Raw genomic sequence first — 19,063 nt, 5'->3', positions numbered from 1 at the left:
CGTCGGAGAGCACCGCGAACAGCTCGCGGCCCGCCTGCCGGCGCGCCTCGCGCGACCTCTCGTCCGCCTGCCGCCCCTCCTCGGTGAGCACGACCAGCGTGGAGCGGCGGCTGGCCGGATCGGCCTCCCTGCGCACCAGGCCCGCCTCCTCCAGCGCGTCGATCACGGGGGTGACCGAGCGCGGCACGATGCGCAACTCCTCGGCGAGCCGCACCATCCTGAGCGGCCTGCCGGTGTCGGCGAGCACCCTGAGCGCCCGCGCCTGCCCCGGGCTCAGGCCGAGGGGTTCGAGGCGGCGCACGTAGCCGTGCCGCAGCCTGCGGCTCACCCGGTGCATCAGCTCGGACAGCTCGACGTCCTCCATGGTCATAAGTTTAGCCGGAATAACTATGAGCTAGCCTCTGTTTGAGCCTGCATCTGAAAGGAGCCGCACTTGGCAGAGGAACCCCGCGTGCCGCTCAGGCGCATCGTCAAGCTCTTCCACGGCTACCGCGCCCGCCTCGCTCTGGTGGGCACCCTCATCCTGCTGTCGTCACTGGTCTCGCTGGCCTCGCCGTTCCTGCTGCGCGAGGTGCTCGACGTGGCGATCCCGGCGCGCGACGCCGGGCTGCTCACCCTGCTCGCGCTCGGCATGATCCTGGTGGCGGTCACCACGAGCGTCTTCGACGTCCTCCAGACCCTGATCTCCACCACCGTCGGCCAGCGCGTCATGCACGAACTGCGCACCGCCGTCTACAGCCACCTCCAGCGCATGTCGCTGGCCTTCTTCACCCGCACCAGGACGGGCGAGGTCCAGTCGCGCATCGCCAACGACATCGGCGGCATGCAGTCGGTCGTGACCTCCACCGCCACCTCGATCATCTCCAACCTCACCAGCGTGATCGCCACGATCGTGGCCATGATCGCGCTCGACTGGCGGCTGACGGTGGTCTCGCTCCTGCTGCTGCCGCTGTTCGTGTGGATCAGCCGCAAGGTCGGCAAGGAGCGCAGGCGCATCACGGCCGAGCGGCAGCGCAAGCTCGCCGGGCTGGCGTCCATGGTCCAGGAGTCGCTGTCGGTCAGCGGCATCCTGCTCGGCCGCACGATGGGCCGCTCCCCCGAACTGACCCGGCGCTTCACCGGCGCGTCCGGCGAGCTGGCCGACCTGGAGGTCCGCTCCAGCATGGCGGGCCGCTGGCGGCAGTCGTCGATCCAGATCGTGATGGCCGCGATGCCCGCGCTCATCTACTGGGCCGTCGGCTACACCGGCAGCATCTCCGTCGGCACCCTGGTGGCCTTCACCACGCTGCAGGCCGGGATGTTCCGGCCCGCGGTGTCGCTGCTGCGGCTCGGCGTCGAGGTGCAGAGCTCGCTCGCGCTGTTCGGCCGCATCTTCGAGTACCTGGACCTGCCGGTGGACATCCACCCCGGTACGCGCACGCTCCCGGACGTACGCGGCGAGGTCCGCTTCGAGCAGGTCGACTTCTCCTACGGCGAGACGCCCACCCTCACCGGCGTGGACCTCACCGTGCCGGCGGGCACCAGCCTGGCCGTCGTCGGCGAGACCGGCTCGGGCAAGACCACCCTCAGCTACCTGCTGCCCAGGCTGTACGACGTCACGGGCGGCCGGGTGACGATCGACGGCGTGGACGTCCGCGAGCTCACCTTCGACACGCTGGCCGACACCGTCGGCGTGGTCTCCCAGGAGACATACCTGTTCCACGCCTCGATCGCCGACAACCTGCGCTTCGCCAAGCCCACCGCCACCGACGAGGAGTTGGAGGCCGCCGCCCGCGCCGCCCGCATCCACGACCACATCGCCTCCCTGCCCGACGGCTACGACACGCAGGTGGGCGAGCGCGGCTACCGCTTCTCTGGCGGCGAGAAGCAACGCCTGGCCATCGCCAGGACGCTGCTGCGCAACCCGCCGGTCCTGATCCTGGACGAGGCCACCAGCGCCCTGGACACCCAGACGGAGCGGGCCGTCCAGGAGGCACTCGACGTCCTCGCCGAGGGCCGTACCACGATCACCATCGCGCACCGCCTGTCCACGGTCAGGGACGCCGACCAGATCGTCGTCCTGGACCACGGCGAGGTGGTGGAACGCGGCACCCACGACGACCTGATGGCCCGCGGCGCCCACTACGCCGCCCTGGTGAACAGGGACCTGGAGCTGGTGTGAGCGGCGTCCGGACATACTCTCGGTAGGTGCAGAACACCCGATACGCCCCATCCGGCATGGTGTGCAGCGTCGACCACCTCGCGTCCGCCGCCGGGGTCGCGGCGCTCGACCGCGGCGGGTCGGCCGCCGACGCCGCCATCGCCGCGAACGCCGTCCTGGCCGTCGTCGCCCCGCACATGTGCGGGCTGGGCGGTGACCTGTTCGCGCTCGTCCACGACGGGGCGGTGACCGCGCTGAACGCGTCCGGCCGGGCCGGCTCCGGGGCGGACCCGGCCCGGCTGCGCGCCGAGGGGCATCGGCGCATGCCGTACCAGCACGACGTCAGGTCGGTCCCGGTGCCCGGCTGTGTGGACGGCTGGCTCGCCCTGCACGCCAGGTACGGCCGCCTCCCCCTCGCCGACCTGCTCGGACCGGCCGCCCGGCTGGCCCGCGACGGCTTCCCCGTCTCCCCGCTGATGCTCCCCGGCGCGCGGGCCGCCGCCCAGCGGCCGGGCGGCGGCGACTTCGCCCGGGCTCTGACGGCGGGCGAGCGCATGTCCAGGCCCGGCGTGGCGCGCACCCTCGAAGCCATCGGAGCGGGCGGCCGCGACGCCTTCTACCTGGGCGAGTTCGGCGAGGGGCTGATGGAGCTCGGCGGCGGCGAGTACGCGGAGTCCGATCTGGCCGAGCCGAACGCCGACTGGGTCGAGCCGTTGCGGGTGCGCGCGTTCGGCCACGACGTCTGGTCGGTGCCCCCGAACTCGCAGGGTTACCTGCTGCTGATGTCGCTGGCCATCCTGGACGGCCTGGACCTGCCCGCCGATCCCCGCCACCCCGGGTGGGCGCACCTGCTGTCGGAGGCCGCCCGTATCTCCGGCCACGACCGGCCGGCCGTGCTCCACGAGGGCGCGGAGAACGTCCTGTCCCCCGGTGAGATCGCCCGGCGGCGGGCGCTGGTCGACCCGGCCGCGAGGCTGCGCCTGCGCGCGCCCGCCGGCGCCGGCGACACGACCTACCTGTGCGCGGTCGACGGTGACGGCCTGGGCGTCTCGCTGATCCAGTCGAACGCGTCCGGCTTCGGCAGCATGCTCTTCGAACCCCGTACCGGGATCAACCTCCACAACCGCGGCATCGGCTTCTCCCTGGAGGCCGGCCATCCCGCCGAGTACGGGCCGGGCCGCCGCCCGCCGCACACGCTGGCGCCCGCGCTGATCACCCGTCCGGGCGGCGAGCTGCGCACGGTCGTCGGCACGATGGGCGGGGACGCGCAGCCGCAGATCCTGCTCCAGATCATCACCAGGCTCCTCAGGCACGGGCAGTCGCCGGGCCAGGCCGTCTCCGCGCCCCGCTGGAAGCTGAGCACCGGCAACGGCTTCGACACCTGGGACGCCCCCGACGGCCAGGGGCTGGAGCTGGAGGAGGGCGCGTCCTGGGCGGACGGCCTGGCCGCGCTCGGCCATCAGGTGGCCCCGCTGCCGTACGGGAGCGCGTTCGGCCACGCCCACCTGATCGACGTCCACCCCGACGGGATGCTGGCCGGAGCCGCCGACCCGCGCGCCGTCATCGGCGCGGCGATCGGGCGCTGACGCGGGGCGCGGGACCTCGGGGCGCGGGACCTCGGGGCGCGGGACAAGGCAGGGCTGTCCCGGCCCAAGGGATGCCAAGTCAGAGGATTCGCGACTGGTCGCTGGGTAGAGAGCGACGTATGACCGAACAACCTCCGGACCGATACGGCTACAGCGACGAGCAGGGGATCGAGGTCGAGGAGTGGAACGACGACCTGGGCCTCCGGCACGAGATCACGGAGAACGACCCCGGGCACGCGTACACGCTCGACGAGCGGCTGCGCTGGGAGAAGCCGGAGCGCGCGCACGCGCCCCGGACCGGGCACCGGATCACCCAGCCCGACGAGGGCCTGGCATCCGACACCGAGAAGGACGAGGTCGGCCAGGACTGGGGCGAGGACGGCGGAGACTTCTCCGCCGAGGAGCGCGCCGTCCGCGTCGACCGCGATGAAGACCTCAGCTGAGCCGCGCCAGGGCGGGCAGCAGGGCGTGCAGATCGTCGGCGATCACGTCGGCGGCCTTCGCCGCCGGCCGCTCGGCGTGCAGGTAGCCCCACGGGCCGCGGCGCAGCAGCGCCGTGCGCATGCCCGCCCTGCCTGCGGGCAGCACGTCGTTGTCGAGCCGGTCGCCGACGTAGAGGATCTCGCCGGGCTCGCGGCCCGCGACCGCGGCGACCCTGGCGAAGAACTCGGGCGCGGGCTTGGAGACGCCCCAGCCCTCGGAGGTGTGCACCGAGTCGACCGGCAGGCCCATCGCGATCAGCGCGTCGTAGGCCCTGGCGGGCTGGTTGCCCGCGATGATCACCTGGTATCCGGCCTGCCCCAGGGCGCCCAGCGCCTCGCGGACGTCGGGGTAGAGATCGTCGGCGTCGAAGTGGTTGCGCAGGCTGTCGGGCTCGTCGCGGGCCCAGGCGGCGAGCTCCGCCTCGATGTCCAGGCCGGGGCGCACCAGCTCGAAGGCGTCGCGGTGGGAACGGTCCAGGGCGGCCATCCCGCCGAGCGCGCCCATCATCACGAACCCGCTCACGCCCAGGCGGTCGGCCCAGCGCGACCAGATGCGCGTCTCGTCGATGAGCGTCTCGCCCACGTCGAGCACCACTGCCTTGATCATCAAACCTCCCAGTCGGTCGTCCCCCCACTTTACGGATCAAATCCGCATATCTCGAAGGGGACCTTTCATGAAGCAGCAGGGCGACGACGCCAAGAACCGGCAGCTCGACGAGGACCGCGTTCCCGCTGACGATCTCCCGATGACCACCGACCAGGGCGTCCGGGTCGACGACACCGACAACTCGCTCAGGGCGGGCCTGCGCGGGCCCACGATCATGGAGGACTTCCACTTCCGCGAGAAGATCACCCGTTTCGACCATGAACGCATCCCCGAGCGCGTCGTCCACGCCCGGGGGGCCGGCGCGTACGGCGAGTTCGAGCTCTACGAGCCGCTCACCGACCTGACCAGCGCCCGGTTCCTCACCGACACCTCCGTCAGGACGCCGGTCTTCGTGCGGTTCTCCACCGTCGGGGGGTCGCGCGGCTCCGCCGACACCGTACGGGACGTGCGCGGCTTCGCCACCAAGTTCTACACCAGCGAGGGCAACTTCGACCTGGTCGGCAACAACTTCCCCGTCTTCTTCATCCAGGACGGGGTCAAGTTCCCCGACTTCGTGCACGCGGTCAAGCCGGAGCCGCACAACGAGATCCCGCAGGCGCAGTCAGCGCACGACACGTTCTGGGACTTCGTCCAGCTCCAGCCCGAGACGCTGCACATGGTGATGTGGCTGATGTCCGACCGGGCCATCCCGCGCAGCTTCCGCATGATGCAGGGCTTCGGCGTGCACACGTTCCGGCTCGTGAACGCCGCCGGGGAGGCGACGTTCGTGAAGTGGCACTGGCGTCCCAAGCTCGGCACGCACTCACTGGTCTGGGACGAGGTGCTGCGCATCCAGGGCAACGACCCCGACTTCAACCGCCGCGACCTGTGGGAGGCGATCGAACGCGGCGCCTTCCCCGAGTACGACCTGTGCGTGCAGCTCGTGCCCGAGTCGTCCGAGCACGACTTCGAGTTCGACCTGCTGGACCCGACGAAGATCATCCCTGAGGAGCTGGTGCCGCTGCGGCCCATCGGGAAGATGACGCTCAACCGCAACCCGCAGAACTTCTTCGCCGAAACCGAGCAGGTGGCCTTCCACCTGGGCAACGTGGTGCCGGGCATCGACTTCACCAACGACCCGCTGCTTCAGGGCCGGCTCTTCTCCTACCTGGACACGCAGCTGCTCAGGCTGGGCGGGCCCAACTTCCCGCAGATCCCGATCAACCGGCCGCTCGCGGACGTCCGCAACGACCAGCGCGACGGCTTCCACCAGCATCTGATCCACGAGTCGCGCACCAGCTACGCGCCGAACTCGATCAGCGGCGGCCACCCGGCGGCCACCGAGGGCTACCGCCACTACCAGGAGCGAGTGGACGGCTCCAAGATCCGCAAGCGCAGCCCCAGCTTCGACGACCACTACAGCCAGGCCACGCTGTTCTGGAACAGCATGTCGTCCTGGGAGAAGGAGCACATCGTCGCCGCGTTCCTGTTCGAGCTCGGCCACGTGGAGCGCAGGACCATCAAGGAGGGCGTGCTCGGCCACCTGGCGTCCATCCACCCCGACCTGGCGTCGCAGGTGGCGCGCGGGCTCGGCCTGCAGGCGCCGCAGGGCCCGCGGGTCCACGCCACGGCCTCACCGGCGCTCAGCCAGGCCGACCAGCCCAGGAGCGTGGCCACCCGCAAGATCGCCATCCTGATGGCCGACGGTACCGACGCGGGGGCGGTGAAGGCGCTGAGGCAGCGTCTGGAGGAGCAGGGCGCGATCTGCGAGGTGGTGGCGCCGCACGAGGGCAGGGTCGCCGACGTCCCTGTGGACCGGCAGCTCAGCGCGGTCAACTCGGTCGTCTACGACGCGGTGGTCGCCTCGGACGGCGCCGTGCTGTCACAGCTGGGCCGCGCCACGTTCTTCGTCGCCGAGGCCTTCAAGCACGGCAAGGCCATCGGCGCGGTGGGGACGGGCACGCTGCTCCTGGACGCGGCGCGGCTGCCGGGCGACCAGGGGGTGGTGAAGGGCGACGACATCGCCCAGCCGTTCGCGGAGGCGGTCGCGGCCCACCGCTTCTTCGACAGGGACGTCACCACCCTCCCCGCCTGACGCGCAACCCCGGCCGCCTTCCCCGCAAGGGAGGCGGCCGTTTGCCGAAGCGCTTCTGACTTGACCCGAGGAATGCGATACTTAGCGTGCTCGTTCGAGTACGGAGGGAGAGTTATGGTGGTTACCATGGCGATCAGAGATCACGCCGAGCTTGTGAAGGCGGATGACAAACGCATGCCCACGACAGCTCGAGAGCTTTTCGACGCCCTACCCGAAATGCCCGGCTTCCGGGCCCATGTCATCGAAGGAAACCTGATCGTGTCCCCCGTTGGCACCCCCGAACACGCTGATTGCGCCATGGAGCTTTACGCAGCACTCCTTCCCATCATGCGCGCGAATGGATGGAAAGGCCGCTCCGGAAACGTCGATGTGTGCATCGACGGGCCGCGAGACCCTGTTGAACCCGACTTCGTTCTCGCTCCGTCCGACTGTCCCCGATGGGGCGACCGGGAGTTGCTGTCCTCCGGGCTGATCATGGTCGCCGAGGTGGTCTCGGCCGGTAGCACACACAGCGATCGCGTGGAGAAACCCGCCGTCTACGCCACCGGGCAGGTGCCGATCTACCTCCTGATCGATCCCGTCGCAAAACCTCCCGCCGTCACGGTGTTCAGCGAAATCAAGGACGGCGCCTACAGCACGACCACCACGGTGTCGATCGGCAGCCCGCTCCGCCTCCCCGACCCGATCGACTTCGAGCTCGACACCTCGATCTTCAAGGCGTGAGCTTCTCCATCGCCTTGGCGATGCGCTTCTCCGAGACCGGCGTGGGGGTGCCGAGAGTCTGGGCGAAGAAGCTGACCCGCAGTTCCTCGATCATCCAGCGGATCTCCAGCACGTCGGGGTCCGCCCTCCGGGCCGGCGGCAGCTTGGCCAGGACGTCGTGGTAGTCGTCCTCGACCTTGTGGACCCGGTCCATCCACTCCTCGTCGCGCCACGGCTCCTCCGGGAGCTTGGTGAGGCGGCGTTCGAGGGCGCGGAGGTAGCGCAGGATGTCGGGCAGGCGCCGGTGGCCGGTGGCCGTGACGAAGCCCGCGTAGACGAGCTTGCCGAGCTGGTCGCGGATGTCGTCGGCCGAGGCGCTGCCGCGCTGCGAGTCGAGCAGGGTGCCCGCCGCGTGCCAGACGCTGAGGATCTGCTCCACCTTCGCCAGCACGTCGGCGGCCGTGTCGAACAGCTCTGACCGTACGTGCTGGTAGAGCCGGTCGAACGAGACCGGGTCCCAGGCGGGGCCGCCAAGGTCGGCCATGAGCTTGTCGACCGCCGCGTTCACCACGTCGTCGAAGAGCGCCACCGCGCCGCCGTGCGGGCTGCGCGACAGGGCCAGCTTGGCCTGGTTCGACAGGCCGCCCAGCAGGGACTTGGCGGGGTTGGTGACGTTCAGCAGCAGGAGACGGCGGGTGCCGGGCCAGTGGGAGCGGCGCTGCTCCGCCTGCGTCTCGTAGATCTTGATGGAGACCGAGTCGCCGTCGTCGACGAGGGCCGGGTAGCCCTTCATGCGGCCCTGCTCGAACACCGTGGGGAGGGTGCCGAAGCTCCAGGTGTGCAGGCCGGTCTGCTCCAGGTCGTCGGCGGCGGCCGAGAGGGTCTGGCGCAGTCGCGGCGCGAGCCGCCGCTTCAGCGCGTCGAGGTCCTTGTCCTCGGCGATGGTCCGCTTGCGCTCGTCGATCACCCGGTACGTGATGCGCAGGTGGTCGGGCACCTGGTCGAGCTGCCAGGCGTCGTGCGGCACCCGCACCCCGGTCAGCCGCAGCAGCTCCCGTTCGACCGCCTCCAGCAGCGGCTCGCCGCCCTGCCTGACCCCGGCCAGCACCTGCTTGGCGTAGTTGGGCGCAGGGACGAAGTTGCGGCGCAGGTTCTTCGGCAGCGACCTGATCAGCGCGGTGATCAGGTCTTCGCGCAGGCCGGGGATCTGCCAGTCGAACCCGTCGGAGCTGACCTGGTTGAGCACCTGGAGCGGAACGTGCACGGTGACACCGTCGGCGTCGGCGCCGGGCTCGAACTGGTAGGTCAGCTTCATCCGCTGACCGAGCTGGCGCCAGGCGTCGGGGTAGTCGCGGGCGCTGACGTCGGCGCCCTCGTTGACCAGCATCTCCGGTGAGAAGGTGAGCAGGTCGGGGGTGTCGGCGCGGGCTTTCTTCCACCACGAGTCGAAGTGCCGCGCCGAGACCACGTCGGCGGGGACCCGCTGGTCGTAGAAGTCGAACAGGGCCTCGTCGTCGACCATGATGTCGCGGCGGCGCGCCCGGTTCTCCAGCTCCTCGACCTCGTCGAGCAGCTTGCGGTTCTCGCGGAGGAACTGGTGGTGGCTGTCCCAGTCGCCCTCGACCAGCGCGTGGCGGATGAACAGCTCCCGGGCCAGCTCGGCGTCGATCCGGCCGTAGTTGACCTTCCGCCCGACCACCAGCGGCAGGCCGTACAGGGTGACCTTCTCCAGCGCGATGACCGCGCCCTGCTTCTTCTCCCAGTGCGGCTCGGAGTAGCTGCGCTTGACCAGGTGCTGGGCGAGCGGCTCGACCCAGTCAGGCTCGATCTTCGCGTTCACCCGCGCCCACAGCCGGGACGTCTCGACCAGCTCGGCCGACATCACCCACTGCGGCTGCTTCCTGGCCAGCGCCGAGCCGGGGAAGACGGCGAAACGGGCGTTGCGCGCGCCGAGGTACTCCTGGATCGGCCTGCGCCCGTCGGAGGCGCGTTTCTCCATGACCTCCTTGACGCCGACGTGCGACAGCAGCCCGACCAGCAGGGACACGTGCACCTGGTGCGGGTCGGCGGGCTGCGCGTTGGGCTGGACGCCGAGCGACTGGCGGATCTGGCTGTAGATGTCCTGCCACTCGCGTACCCGCAGGTAGTTGAGGAACTCGGCCTTGCACAGCCGCCGGAAGGCGCTGGAGGACAGCTCCTTCTGCTTGTCGCGCAGGTGGTTCCACAGGTTGAGGTAGGACAGGAAGTCGGACTCGGGGTCGGCGAAGCGGCGGTGCTTCTCGTCGGCCTGCTGCTGCTTGTCGGTGGGACGTTCCCGGGGGTCCTGGATCGACAGCGCGGCCGCGATCACCATGACCTCGCGCAGGCAGCCGTTCTTCTCCGCCTCCAGCACCATGCGCCCCAGCCGTGGGTCGACCGGCAGGTTGGCCAGCTTGCGGCCGGTCGGCGTGAGCTGGCCGTGGCCGTCGAAGGCGCCCAGCTCGTGCAGCAGGCTGACGCCGTCCTTGACCTGGCGGCGGTCGGGCGGCTCGACGAACGGGAACGCCTCGATGTCGCCGAGCCCGATCGAGGTCATCTGCAGGATGACGGAGGCGAGGTTGGTGCGCAGGATCTCGGGGTCGGTGAACTCCGGCCTGGCGAGGAAGTCCTCCTCCTCGTACAGCCTGATCGCGATGCCGTCGGAGGTGCGTCCGGAGCGCCCCTTGCGCTGGTTGGCGCTGGCCTGGGAGATGGCCTCGATCGGCAGGCGCTGCACCTTGGTGCGGTGGCTGTAGCGGGAGATGCGGGCGTAGCCGGGGTCGACGACGTACTTGATGCCGGGGACGGTCAGCGACGTCTCGGCCACGTTGGTGGCCAGCACGATGCGGCGGCCGGTGTGGCGCTGGAAGACGCGGTGCTGTTCGGCGGCGCTCAGCCTGGCGTACAGCGGCAGCACCTCGGTGTTGCGGAAGTCGGCTTTGGCGAGCGCGTCGGCGGCGTCGCGGATCTCCCGCTCACCCGACAGGAAGACCAGGATGTCGCCGGGGCCCTCACCGACGAGCTCGCGGCAGGCGTCGACGATGCCCTGCGTCTGGTCGTCCTCCTCGTCGAGCGGACGGTAGCGGACCTCGACCGGGTAGGTGCGGCCGGAGACCTCGATGATCGGGGCGTCGTCGAAGTGCCGGGAGAAGCGCTCGGGGTCGATGGTGGCGCTGGTGATGACGACCTTGAGGTCGGGACGTTTCGGCAGCAGCTGCTTGAGGTAGCCGAGGATGAAGTCGATGTTGAGGCTGCGCTCGTGCGCCTCGTCGATGATCAGCGTGTCGTACTGTTCGAGCAGCCGGTCGTTCTGCAGCTCGGCCAGCAGGATGCCGTCGGTCATCAGCTTGACCAGGGTGCGGTCGCTCGCCTGGTCGGTGAAGCGGACCTTGTAGCCGACCACCTGGCCGAGCTCGGTGCCGAGCTCCTCGGCGATACGCTCGGCCACGGTGCGGGCGGCGATGCGGCGCGGCTGGGTGTGACCGACCAGGCCCCTGACCCCGCGGCCCAGCTCCAGGCAGATCTTGGGGATCTGGGTGGTCTTGCCGGAGCCGGTCTCGCCCGCGATGATCACGACCTGGTTGTCGCGGATCGCGGCGAGGATGTCGTCCTTGCGCTGGGCGACCGGCAGGTTCTCCGGATAGGACACCTCCGGCACGGCCTCACGGCGGCGGGCCAGGCGTTGCTCGGCGCGTTCCACGTCGGCGAGGATCTCCGCGGCGATCTTCTCCCTGGCTTCGCGGGAGCGCACCCGGCGCACGCCATCGAGCCTGCGCCGCAGCCGCCGCTGGTCGCGCGGCATGAGCTCGGGCAGGCGTGACTGCAGTTCGGTGAACGGAGAGGACAACGCGGCGATTCCCATACTGCTGACAAGGATATTTGAGCCCCGCAAGCCCGGAGCCAACGGCCTATCGTGCCCGACGGCCGTCGCCTGGCGCATCCGATTATCCCGTGATTGCCCACGGCGGGCCCACTCTCCCCAGAGTTGCGTCGTGGGCAATCACGGTCACTAGTAAGACTCTCAAGGAGCCCGTGTGGTTGCGTCCTCTCCCGACGATCTTTGTTGACCGCCCGTCGGGGGCCGGCGAAGGAGAGCGTCCGCCCGAACGGCCCGTCGACGGGCGGCGTGGGCGCGGTCGCGATCAGAGGGCGGCGCGCGCGGCGCCGATGATGCCGGCCTCGTTCTCCAGGGAGGCGGGCACGATCGGCGTGTCGATGTGGACGTGCGGCAGGAACTTGTCGGCCTTCTTGCTCGCTCCTCCGCCGATGATGATCAGCGACGGCGAGAACAGCATCTCCACATGCCGCAAGTACTCCTCCACCCGATCGGCCCACTTCTCCCAGCTCAGCTCGTGCTCCTCGCGGGCGAGGGCCGAGGCGCGCTGCTCGGCGTCCTTGCCGTGGAGCTCCAGGTGCCCCAGCTCGGTGTTGGGCACCAGGACGCCGTCCCTGAACAGCGCGCTGCCGATGCCCGTGCCGAACGTCAGCATGAGGACGGTGCCGCGCTGGTCGCGGCCCCTGCCGAAGGCGACCTCGGCCAGACCGGCGGCGTCGGCGTCGTTCAGCACACGCACACCGCCGAACAGCTCCTTCGCGTCCACGCCGATCCAGGAGTGGTGGACGTTGGCGGCGGTCATCACCACCCCGTCGACCACGACTCCCGGGAACGTGACGCCGATCGGCCCCTCCCACGAGAAGTGCTTGACGATCTGCGCCACCACCTCGGCGACCGGCGCCGGTTTGGCGGGTTGCGGGGTGGGAATGCGCAGGCGCTCCTGGGTGAGCGTGCCCGCGTCCGTGTCCACGGGCGCGCCCTTGATGCCGGAACCACCGATGTCGATGCCGAGAACGTCCATGTCCGTTCACTTTCCCGTAGGAGGCGAATATTCACGAACCCTACTGAACCGGGTCCGTGCCGCCCGCGTATCACCCGTCACAAGCGCTAACAAGGAGGCACGGATGCGGCCACGCATCATCACGCTCTGCGCTGTTGCTGTCGTTCTGGGAGCGACGCTCGCCACCCCTGCAGAGGCCACGACCAGAACGCGGTTCGACGTCGTCAACCTCGTGTCGGATATCAAGGGCAAGGCCGTCGTCACCGATGCGAAGCTGGTCAACCCGTGGGGGCTGGCCATGGGCAAGACCTTGTGGGTCTCCGCCACGGGCACCGGCACCGCCACCGTCTACTCCGGCACGGGTAAGAAGGAGCAGACCGAGGTCGCCATCCCGGGCGGTGCGCCAACGGGCCAGGTGTTCAACTCGGGGCAGGGCTTCACCGTCAAGGGCAAGCCCGCCACCTTCATCTTCGCCAGCCCCAGCGGCGCGATCACGGGCTGGAACGCCGAGGCCGACCCGAAGAACGCGATCATCGCGGCGTTCACGCGCGGGGCCGACTACAAGGGCCTGGCCCTCGTCCAGACCGACAACGGCGACTTCCTGCTGGCCGCGGACTTCGCGAACCGGCGTGTGAACGCGTTCAACGAGGACTTCCGTCAGATCAAGCTGGCCCGCTCGCAGTTCAGGGACCCGGCGGTCCCCTCCAACTACTCGCCGTTCAACGTGGCCGTGGCGAACGATCACGTCTGGGTGGCCTACGCCCAGCGCGACCCCGCCACCGGCAAGTCCGTCGCGGGCGCGGGCAAGGGCATCGTCAGCCAGTTCACCCTGGACGGACGCCTCACCGGGCGCATCGCCCGGGTCGGCCTCAACGCGCCGTGGGCGATCACCGCCGCGCCGCGCTCCTTCGGCCAGTACTCGGGCGCGCTGCTGGTCGGCAACTTCGGCGACGGCACCATCCACGCCTACAAGCGCAGCCGCCACCTCGGCCCGCTGCTCGACTCCGCCGGCAAGCCGATCGTGCTGCCCGGCCTGTGGGACCTGGAGCCCGGCACCGCCGCGACCGGCGGGGAGAACGCGCTCTGGTTCGCGGCGGGCATCGACAAGGCCCAGCACGGCCTGCTGGGCCTGATCAGGTTCGGCGCCGCCAGGACCACCACGCCGACACCGTCGACCACCACCCCGCCGACCACCAAGGCCACCAAGGCCGCCACCCCGCCGCCCAGTCGGTCGCCCTACCAGGGCTACTGACCCCGCTGACGTTTCCGGCACGGTCGGCGCGAGCCGTGCCGGAAACACCCCTCTCACCAGGGCGGCGATACAGTCGCAGCGTGAACGATCAATCCTTCAGCGAGTGGCTGCGCCTGCAGTGCGAACCTGAGTGGACGGCGGTGGTCACCCACCCGTTCGCGATGGCGATCACGACGGGCGAGGCCGACATGCGGCACTACCTGGAGCAGGACTTCCAGTTCGTCGACTCCTTCACGGCGCTGCTCGGGGCCGCCGTGGCGAGCGCGGACACCTTCGAGGCGCGCGTCCCGTACGGGCGTTTCCTGGGGCAGGTGGCGACCGCCGAGGAGAAGACGTACTTCCACCGGGCGCTCGAGGCGCTGGGCGGGAGCACGGCGGCGCGGCTCGAGCCGGTGACGGAGGCGTTCAGGCAGCTCATGGACGAGGTCCGGGCCGCACAGGACTACCCGCGGATCGTCGCGGTGCTGTGCGTGGCCGAGTGGAGCTACCTGGGCTGGGCGTCGCGGACCGTCGAGCCGCCGCCCGAGAGCTTCGTCCACCGGGAGTGGATCGAGCTGCACGAGGGCGAGGAGTTCAGGGCCTGGGTCGGCTTCCTGCGGGGCGAGCTCGACCGGCTCGGCCCCGACCTGGACGAACGCAGGCGGGACGAGGTGCTCGGCACGTTCAGGCGGGCCGTCGAGCTGGAGCGAGACTTCTTCGACATGGCCGCCGGCGGCTGATCATTTGATGGGCCAGGTGACGGTGCGCGTCAGCGATCCGCGCGTGTCGAAGGACCTGGCCCACCCCAGCTCTTCGAGGCGTCCGTTCTCCTGGTTGATCGGCCCTGTCTTGACGCCGTGCTCCATCCGGTTGAAGTTGTACCGGTCGTAGACGTTGACCGTGAGCTCCATGGTGGCCTGGTTGCCGTGGATCTTGACGTCGCCGCTGCCCCAGACCGCGCTGTGGCCGAGCAGGTTGTGCCAGTTCTTCGTCTCCATGGGCAGCGCCGCCTTCGGCGCGCCCGTCATCTGGAACTCGTTGCGGCCGCTCTCCCTGTGGAGGCGCTCGGCGTTGTCCTGCGCCTGGCGGATCGCCGCCTCGACAGAGTCGCGAACGCCCTTGTCCTCGCGGTACGCGCGCTCGAAGTCGACGTCGAAGTCGGTGCCGGAGCCGTCGAGGTAGTGCTTGTAGGCGGCGGCCGCGTCGCCGATGAAGGGTGTCGACTCGCCGCCGCGCATCAAGCCGCGCCACTTGTACCAGAGCGCGTAGTCCTTCGCCGTGGGCTTGGCGTCGGGGTCGTACGGCCAGGGGTTGTCGTAGCGGATCCCGGGATCCTGGGGAGGGCCGAGCTTGTACTCGCCCGACCACGGGCCGCCCTTGGGGAGATCCGGCGGGCCGTGCGGGTGCCGCTCGGGCCTTTCGGCCAGCAGGAACGCGCCGCCCGCGGCCGCCGTCAGCGCGCCGACGTCGGCGAGTGACCTGCGCAGCCGCGGCTTGGCCGGGAAGTTGGGCGGCTTGGCGCCGAGCATGCGGCGCAGGCGGGTCTCGACGGCCCTGATCAGCTTCCGGCCGAAGTACCGCTCGAACTTGACGCGCAGGTTCGCGACGGCTCGCCTGGCGAACACACGCAGGATCGAGACGCTGCCGCGCGCCCGGAGGGCGGCGAGCACGCCGATCCCGCCGGAGACCAGGCTCGTGGCCACGGCCCAGGCCAGGACCATGAACACGTAGGCCGCGAGCAGCCTCAGGATCGCCTTGACGATCTCGATGACGCGGGCGAGCAGGTCGAGACCGTCTGCCAGCACGTTCAGGGAGACCGCGAGAGCCTGCAGGTGCCCGCGCTGCTCGCCGTCGTCGTGGTACTCGGCCCAGCGACGGTTCAGCTCGTCCATGTGGTCGCCGGCGTTGTTCGTCGCGGCGTGCGCGACCGCGCCGTGAGCCGCCGGGTTCACCTCGCTGGACAGAGCGGTGGCGCAGCCGCGGATGGCCGTGGCGCACGCGCGTACGTGGTCTTCGTCCTCCCTCGGCCACTCCACGTTGAGCTCGCGGAACGCGGATTCCAGGTGGGCGGGGAGCGTGATCGCCATGCGGGTCAGGCCTTGCGGACGGCGTCCGGCTGGTCAAGGGCGTGGACGGTGGCCTCGGCGTCGAGCTCGCCGGCGCGCAGGTCGTCCGCCATGGTGCGCAGGCCGTCCCCGGTCAGGTGGAGGTTGCCGTGCAGGTGCCCGCAGGCCTGGTGGAGCAGGTCGGAGAGCTGGTCCATGGCCATGCCGGTGGCGCTGCCGCCGAACGCCGTCCCCCCGGTGCCGTGCACCGCTGCCAGCAGGTTGTCGGTGTGCCGCCGGAACAGGGCGGCGGCGTCCTGGAGGTGCCGCCCCGCGCCGTCCAGCGACGCGTGATCGAACCGGAGTTCCTGGCTCACCATCCACCTCGTACGCCGATGCCCCACGTCATGCCAGATCACCCTATCGTCCATCCTGTCCCACCTTTCAGTCGAATGGCAGATTTCGGCCGCGCTGGTTCGCGCCCCGAGACAGGGCTGACCTGGTGATCTTGCGGGTGGTAACTCCATGATGTCACCCTTGTGCCGACCCTCCCGGAACAAAGGAAGGCGTTCATGGCCCAGGAACGCGAAGGCCAGCAGAAGCCGGCATCGATCAGCACGTCGGACCTGTGGAACCTGGAAGCCGACCCGGCACGTCTGGAGACGCTGGCGGAGACCTGGCGCACCCTGGGGAGCAGGGCGAGGTCCGCGCAGGGCAAGGTCCACGACGCCGCGCAGCACGTGTTCTCCAAGGAGCACTGGACGGGCCTGACCGCCGACTCCTTCAACGACTACCGCAAGAGGCTGACCTCCGACGTCGAGGTGTTCGGCGCATGGGCGACCAACATCGCCGACACGCTCGACATCACAGCCACCACGCTGCGCGTGCAGCAAGGGCTCCTGGACGACGAGAAGAAGAAGATCAGCGCGGTGCCGTCGACCACGGACCTTTCCGGAGTGACCTTCCACCCGAAGGACGAGGAGCAGTCGAGCCTGGTCACGAGCGCGATCTCGGCGGCCAAGGAGATCCGCGGGCGCGTCGACGACGTGCTCGACGAGAAGCGCCAGGACCTGAAGTTCTACACCGAGCAGTTCGACGAGATAGCCAAGCAGTGGAAGCCGCGCTCGGTGCGACTGGTGAACCTCAACGTCGGCCAGGGCGCCGGCAACTCCCCCGGCAACTCCGACGGCACGGACTCCGGGAAGGACATCGACACCATCGCGCAGACGATCGCCGACCAGAACGCGGACATCGCCACTGTGCAGGAGGTCTTCAAGCACGACATGGCGAACCTCGAGGAGGAGCTCGAAGAGCGCACCGGCGACAACTGGGACGTCAAGTTCGAAGAGGCGAGCACGAAGTACCACGCCGGCGACGGAGTGTCCATCTTCGGGCTCAAGGTGCCCGTCGTCGACGACGTCGCCTTCGCCCCGTTCGGCAATGCCGTGCTCGTCCGCGAGGGCGACGTCATCGACGGCACGGGAGACAGCGACCGGATCAAGCTCGACGTGCCCGGCGGCAAGATCGACGTTCCGGCCAACGAGCCCGGGGGCGGCAGCCACCGGATCGACGACGGCGAGGGCCGGTCCGCGGCCAGAACCGAGATCAACATCAAGCCCAGGTGAGCGGGCGGCCTACCAGTTCGGGATCTCCACGTCGACCCGCTGGCCGTCGTGGTCGGAGGTGGCCCCGTCGAACAGCGCGGGCTGCCCGTCCATGGTGAAGGCCGGTGAGCCGGCCACGTGGTCGATGCGGGTGCCCGAGGGCGAGGTGCCGACGACCTTCCCGTCGTCGTTGGTCGCGCCCGAGTAGACCGTGTAGCCGTCGTCCTGGAAGGCGTGGATGGCGGCGCCGGAGGAGGTGTTCTTCGGGTCGACGCCGTTGTTCGTCACGGCGTTGAGGTCGGCGCCCAGCAGCGACGGGCCGCCGTTCATGGCGTCGTGCAGCTTGTCGATCTGACCGGTGCGCACGTAGTCGTCGTAGCCGTGCAGGCCGTGGCTGTGCACGTGGGCGCTGTAGACGTCGAAGCCCTTGCTCGCACCGGCGAAGAGCCTGTCGGCGACCTTGTCGTCGAGCTCTTTGAAGGCCTTGATGACCTTGCGGAGCCGCGCCTCGTCGGAGTCGAGCACTCCGGCGAGGATCTCCGCCAGCCTGTCGGCGGCGACCTGCAGGTCAGCGTGCGCGGACCCCGCCGGGTTCGCCTTGCCGGTGTTGCCGAACGCGTTGGCGCTGGGCACGCTCGGCACCGGCACGTAGGTGACGGCTCCGGGGCCTGCGGCCAGGGCCGTGCGGCCCTCCTCCACCTTCTTGCGAGCCTCGTCGACCTGGTCGGCCAGCTTGCTCACCGGGTCGAACTTCATGCTTGCCTCGTCGCCCATGGCCGCCCAGCCTAGCCACCGCGTGATCGGACCGTCCACATCACGCGGTGGCCGTCTCGCTGCGACCTCAGAGCACAGCCGCGAGGTCGGCGACGCCCCGGTAGTGGACGCCGGTCATGCCGAGCGCCCTGGCGGCCTCCACGTTCTCCAGGCGGTCGTCGACGAACAGGCAGCGCTCGGGAGCGGCTCCCGCCCGTTCCGCGGCGATCTCGTAGATCCGCCTGTCGGGCTTGGCCACCCCCACCTGGGCGCTGCTGACCACGTCGTCGGCGAAGTAGGCCAGGCCCAGGCGGTCGAGGTGCTCCTCCAGGGTGTCCATGGCGTTGGTCACCAGGATCACCGGCACCCGTTCCTGGGCCTTCGCGAGCAGCGCCCTGACGTCCTCGTCCACCCAGAACGGCACGTCGGCGAAGTCGGCGACGGCCTGCCTGGCGCGTTCGTCGCCGCCCAGCGCGACGGCGAGCGCCTCCGCCCACTCCGCCGCGGTGATCGTGCCGAGCACCGCGGGTGTCATGAGGTCGGGGGCGAAGGCGGTCTTCATGACCGGGAGGCCGTAGCGGGCCTCGATGGCGGCCTGCGCGGCGTGGTCGAACTGGCGGAGCACGCCGTCGAAGTCGCAGAGAACTGCGTCGTAGGGGGTCACAACCACCCATTGTGCTGGGCCAGGCGGGCTGCCTCGATCCGGTTCCTGGTGTGGGTCTTGCCGATGGCCGACGACAGGTGGTTGCGGACCGTGCTCTCCGACAGGTGCAGCCGGCCCGCCACGTCCGCGATGGTGGAGCCGTCGAGAGCGGCGGCGAGCACGTCGCGCTCGCGGTCGGTGAGGGGGCTGGGCCCGGCGTTGAGGGCGGCGGCGGCCAGGGCCGGGTCGATGATCCGCTCCCCGGCCACCGCCCGGCGGATGGCCGCCGCCAGTTCCTCCACGGGCCCGTCCTTGACCAGGAAGCCGGCGGCCCCGGCCTCCA

The 19,063-nt window shown here is 70.1% G+C and carries 17 protein-coding genes; 8 read left to right on the top strand and 9 right to left on the bottom strand.

Translation table 11 applies throughout. The features are described 5' to 3' along the window. The coding region (locus tag ABZ297_RS40415; RefSeq protein WP_355357625.1) for a MarR family transcriptional regulator at positions 1-364 on the bottom strand (364 nt) is incomplete at its 3' end. A 69-nt stretch (positions 365-433) separates the two neighbouring features. On the opposite strand from ABZ297_RS40415, the gene ABZ297_RS40410 reads away from it, so the two are divergent. The 3 genes from ABZ297_RS40410 (at position 434) to ABZ297_RS40400 (ending at position 4,169) form a co-directional block, all read left to right on the top strand. Next, positions 434-2,161, top strand: a complete 1,728-nt coding sequence (locus ABZ297_RS40410) for an ABC transporter ATP-binding protein (protein ID WP_355357622.1) — start codon at positions 434-436, stop codon at positions 2,159-2,161. Between the two features lie 26 nt (positions 2,162-2,187). Beyond that, positions 2,188-3,726, top strand: a complete 1,539-nt coding sequence (locus ABZ297_RS40405; protein WP_355357619.1) for a gamma-glutamyltransferase — start codon at positions 2,188-2,190, stop codon at positions 3,724-3,726. 119 nt (positions 3,727-3,845) lie between these two features. Beyond that, entirely contained in the window at positions 3,846-4,169 is a 324-nt protein-coding gene (locus ABZ297_RS40400; protein ID WP_355357616.1) for a DUF5709 domain-containing protein, read from the top strand. Here ABZ297_RS40400 and ABZ297_RS40395 read toward each other — a convergent pair. Next, complete coding sequence (locus ABZ297_RS40395; RefSeq protein WP_355357613.1) at positions 4,162-4,815, bottom strand: HAD family hydrolase; 654 nt, start codon at positions 4,813-4,815, stop codon at positions 4,162-4,164. The two genes, ABZ297_RS40400 and ABZ297_RS40395, sit on opposite strands and share 8 nt — an antisense overlap. Before the next feature lie 67 nt (positions 4,816-4,882). On the opposite strand from ABZ297_RS40395, the gene ABZ297_RS40390 reads away from it, so the two are divergent. Then, positions 4,883-6,889 carry a catalase gene (locus ABZ297_RS40390; protein ID WP_355357610.1) on the top strand — a complete coding sequence of 669 codons (2,007 nt, stop codon included), beginning with the start codon at positions 4,883-4,885 and terminating at the stop codon, positions 6,887-6,889. A gap of 126 nt (positions 6,890-7,015) precedes the next feature. Next, entirely contained in the window at positions 7,016-7,612 is a 597-nt protein-coding gene (locus tag ABZ297_RS40385; RefSeq protein WP_355357607.1) for a Uma2 family endonuclease, read from the top strand. Here the strand turns inward: ABZ297_RS40385 and hrpA are convergent. Both hrpA and ppgK read right to left on the bottom strand, forming a co-directional pair. Further along, positions 7,602-11,471 (bottom strand): ATP-dependent RNA helicase HrpA, encoded by a 3,870-nt coding sequence (hrpA, locus tag ABZ297_RS40380; RefSeq protein ID WP_355357604.1) that lies wholly within the window; start codon positions 11,469-11,471, stop codon positions 7,602-7,604. The genes ABZ297_RS40385 and hrpA overlap by 11 nt on opposite strands. A 280-nt stretch (positions 11,472-11,751) precedes the next feature. Next, complete coding sequence (gene ppgK, locus ABZ297_RS40375) at positions 11,752-12,465, bottom strand: polyphosphate--glucose phosphotransferase (protein ID WP_355357601.1); 714 nt, start codon at positions 12,463-12,465, stop codon at positions 11,752-11,754. A gap of 103 nt (positions 12,466-12,568) precedes the next feature. On the opposite strand from ppgK, the gene ABZ297_RS40370 reads away from it, so the two are divergent. After that, on the top strand, positions 12,569-13,696 hold the full coding sequence (locus ABZ297_RS40370) for a TIGR03118 family protein (RefSeq protein WP_355357598.1): 1,128 nt from the start codon (positions 12,569-12,571) through the stop codon (positions 13,694-13,696). Between the two features lie 80 nt (positions 13,697-13,776). Then, positions 13,777-14,415 carry a TenA family protein gene (locus ABZ297_RS40365; RefSeq protein ID WP_355357595.1) on the top strand — a complete coding sequence of 213 codons (639 nt, stop codon included), beginning with the start codon at positions 13,777-13,779 and terminating at the stop codon, positions 14,413-14,415. Here the strand turns inward: ABZ297_RS40365 and ABZ297_RS40360 are convergent, their stop codons facing one another. Both ABZ297_RS40360 and ABZ297_RS40355 read right to left on the bottom strand, forming a co-directional pair. After that, positions 14,416-15,762 carry a hypothetical protein gene (locus tag ABZ297_RS40360; protein WP_355357592.1) on the bottom strand — a complete coding sequence of 449 codons (1,347 nt, stop codon included), beginning with the start codon at positions 15,760-15,762 and terminating at the stop codon, positions 14,416-14,418. 5 nt (positions 15,763-15,767) lie between these two features. Beyond that, positions 15,768-16,151: a hypothetical protein gene (locus ABZ297_RS40355; protein ID WP_355357589.1), complete on the bottom strand. Its 384-nt coding sequence runs from the start codon at positions 16,149-16,151 to the stop codon at positions 15,768-15,770. Between the two features lie 141 nt (positions 16,152-16,292). Here ABZ297_RS40355 and ABZ297_RS40350 point away from each other — a divergent pair, with 141 nt between their 5' ends. Further along, on the top strand, positions 16,293-17,345 hold the full coding sequence (locus ABZ297_RS40350) for a hypothetical protein (RefSeq protein WP_355357586.1): 1,053 nt from the start codon (positions 16,293-16,295) through the stop codon (positions 17,343-17,345). A gap of 9 nt (positions 17,346-17,354) precedes the next feature. Here ABZ297_RS40350 and ABZ297_RS40345 read toward each other — a convergent pair whose 3' ends face one another. From ABZ297_RS40345 to ABZ297_RS40335, 3 genes are all read right to left on the bottom strand, one after another. Next, the gene (locus ABZ297_RS40345) at positions 17,355-18,098 is read right to left on the bottom strand and encodes a hypothetical protein (protein ID WP_355357583.1); all 744 of its coding nucleotides are present in this window, start codon (positions 18,096-18,098) and stop codon (positions 17,355-17,357) included. 67 nt (positions 18,099-18,165) lie between these two features. Then, positions 18,166-18,741: an HAD-IA family hydrolase gene (locus ABZ297_RS40340; protein WP_355357580.1), complete on the bottom strand. Its 576-nt coding sequence runs from the start codon at positions 18,739-18,741 to the stop codon at positions 18,166-18,168. Further along, positions 18,738-19,063, bottom strand: a 326-nt coding sequence (locus tag ABZ297_RS40335) for a response regulator transcription factor (protein WP_355357577.1), incomplete at its 5' end; no start/stop codon positions are given. The genes ABZ297_RS40335 and ABZ297_RS40340, both read right to left, overlap by 4 nt.

The sequence above is a fragment of the Nonomuraea sp. NPDC005983 genome, assembly GCF_040614375.1.
Classification (GTDB): Bacteria; Actinomycetota; Actinomycetes; order Streptosporangiales; family Streptosporangiaceae; genus Nonomuraea.
The sequence above is the reverse complement of the archived record's forward strand: the minus strand, read 5'-3'. Positions and strand labels throughout refer to the sequence as shown.

Coding starts and splice junctions, on each gene's coding strand:
- ABZ297_RS40400 (WP_355357616.1), top strand. CDS start 3,846: ATGACCGAACAACCTCCGGACCGATACGGCTACAGCGACGAGCAGGGG.
- ABZ297_RS40395 (WP_355357613.1), bottom strand. CDS start 4,815: ATGATCAAGGCAGTGGTGCTCGACGTGGGCGAGACGCTCATCGACGAG.
- ABZ297_RS40390 (WP_355357610.1), top strand. CDS start 4,883: ATGAAGCAGCAGGGCGACGACGCCAAGAACCGGCAGCTCGACGAGGAC.
- ABZ297_RS40385 (WP_355357607.1), top strand. CDS start 7,016: ATGGCGATCAGAGATCACGCCGAGCTTGTGAAGGCGGATGACAAACGC.
- hrpA (WP_355357604.1), bottom strand. CDS start 11,471: ATGGGAATCGCCGCGTTGTCCTCTCCGTTCACCGAACTGCAGTCACGC.
- ppgK (WP_355357601.1), bottom strand. CDS start 12,465: ATGGACGTTCTCGGCATCGACATCGGTGGTTCCGGCATCAAGGGCGCG.
- ABZ297_RS40370 (WP_355357598.1), top strand. CDS start 12,569: ATGCGGCCACGCATCATCACGCTCTGCGCTGTTGCTGTCGTTCTGGGA.
- ABZ297_RS40360 (WP_355357592.1), bottom strand. CDS start 15,762: ATGGCGATCACGCTCCCCGCCCACCTGGAATCCGCGTTCCGCGAGCTC.
- ABZ297_RS40355 (WP_355357589.1), bottom strand. CDS start 16,151: ATGGACGATAGGGTGATCTGGCATGACGTGGGGCATCGGCGTACGAGG.
- ABZ297_RS40350 (WP_355357586.1), top strand. CDS start 16,293: ATGGCCCAGGAACGCGAAGGCCAGCAGAAGCCGGCATCGATCAGCACG.
- ABZ297_RS40345 (WP_355357583.1), bottom strand. CDS start 18,098: ATGGGCGACGAGGCAAGCATGAAGTTCGACCCGGTGAGCAAGCTGGCC.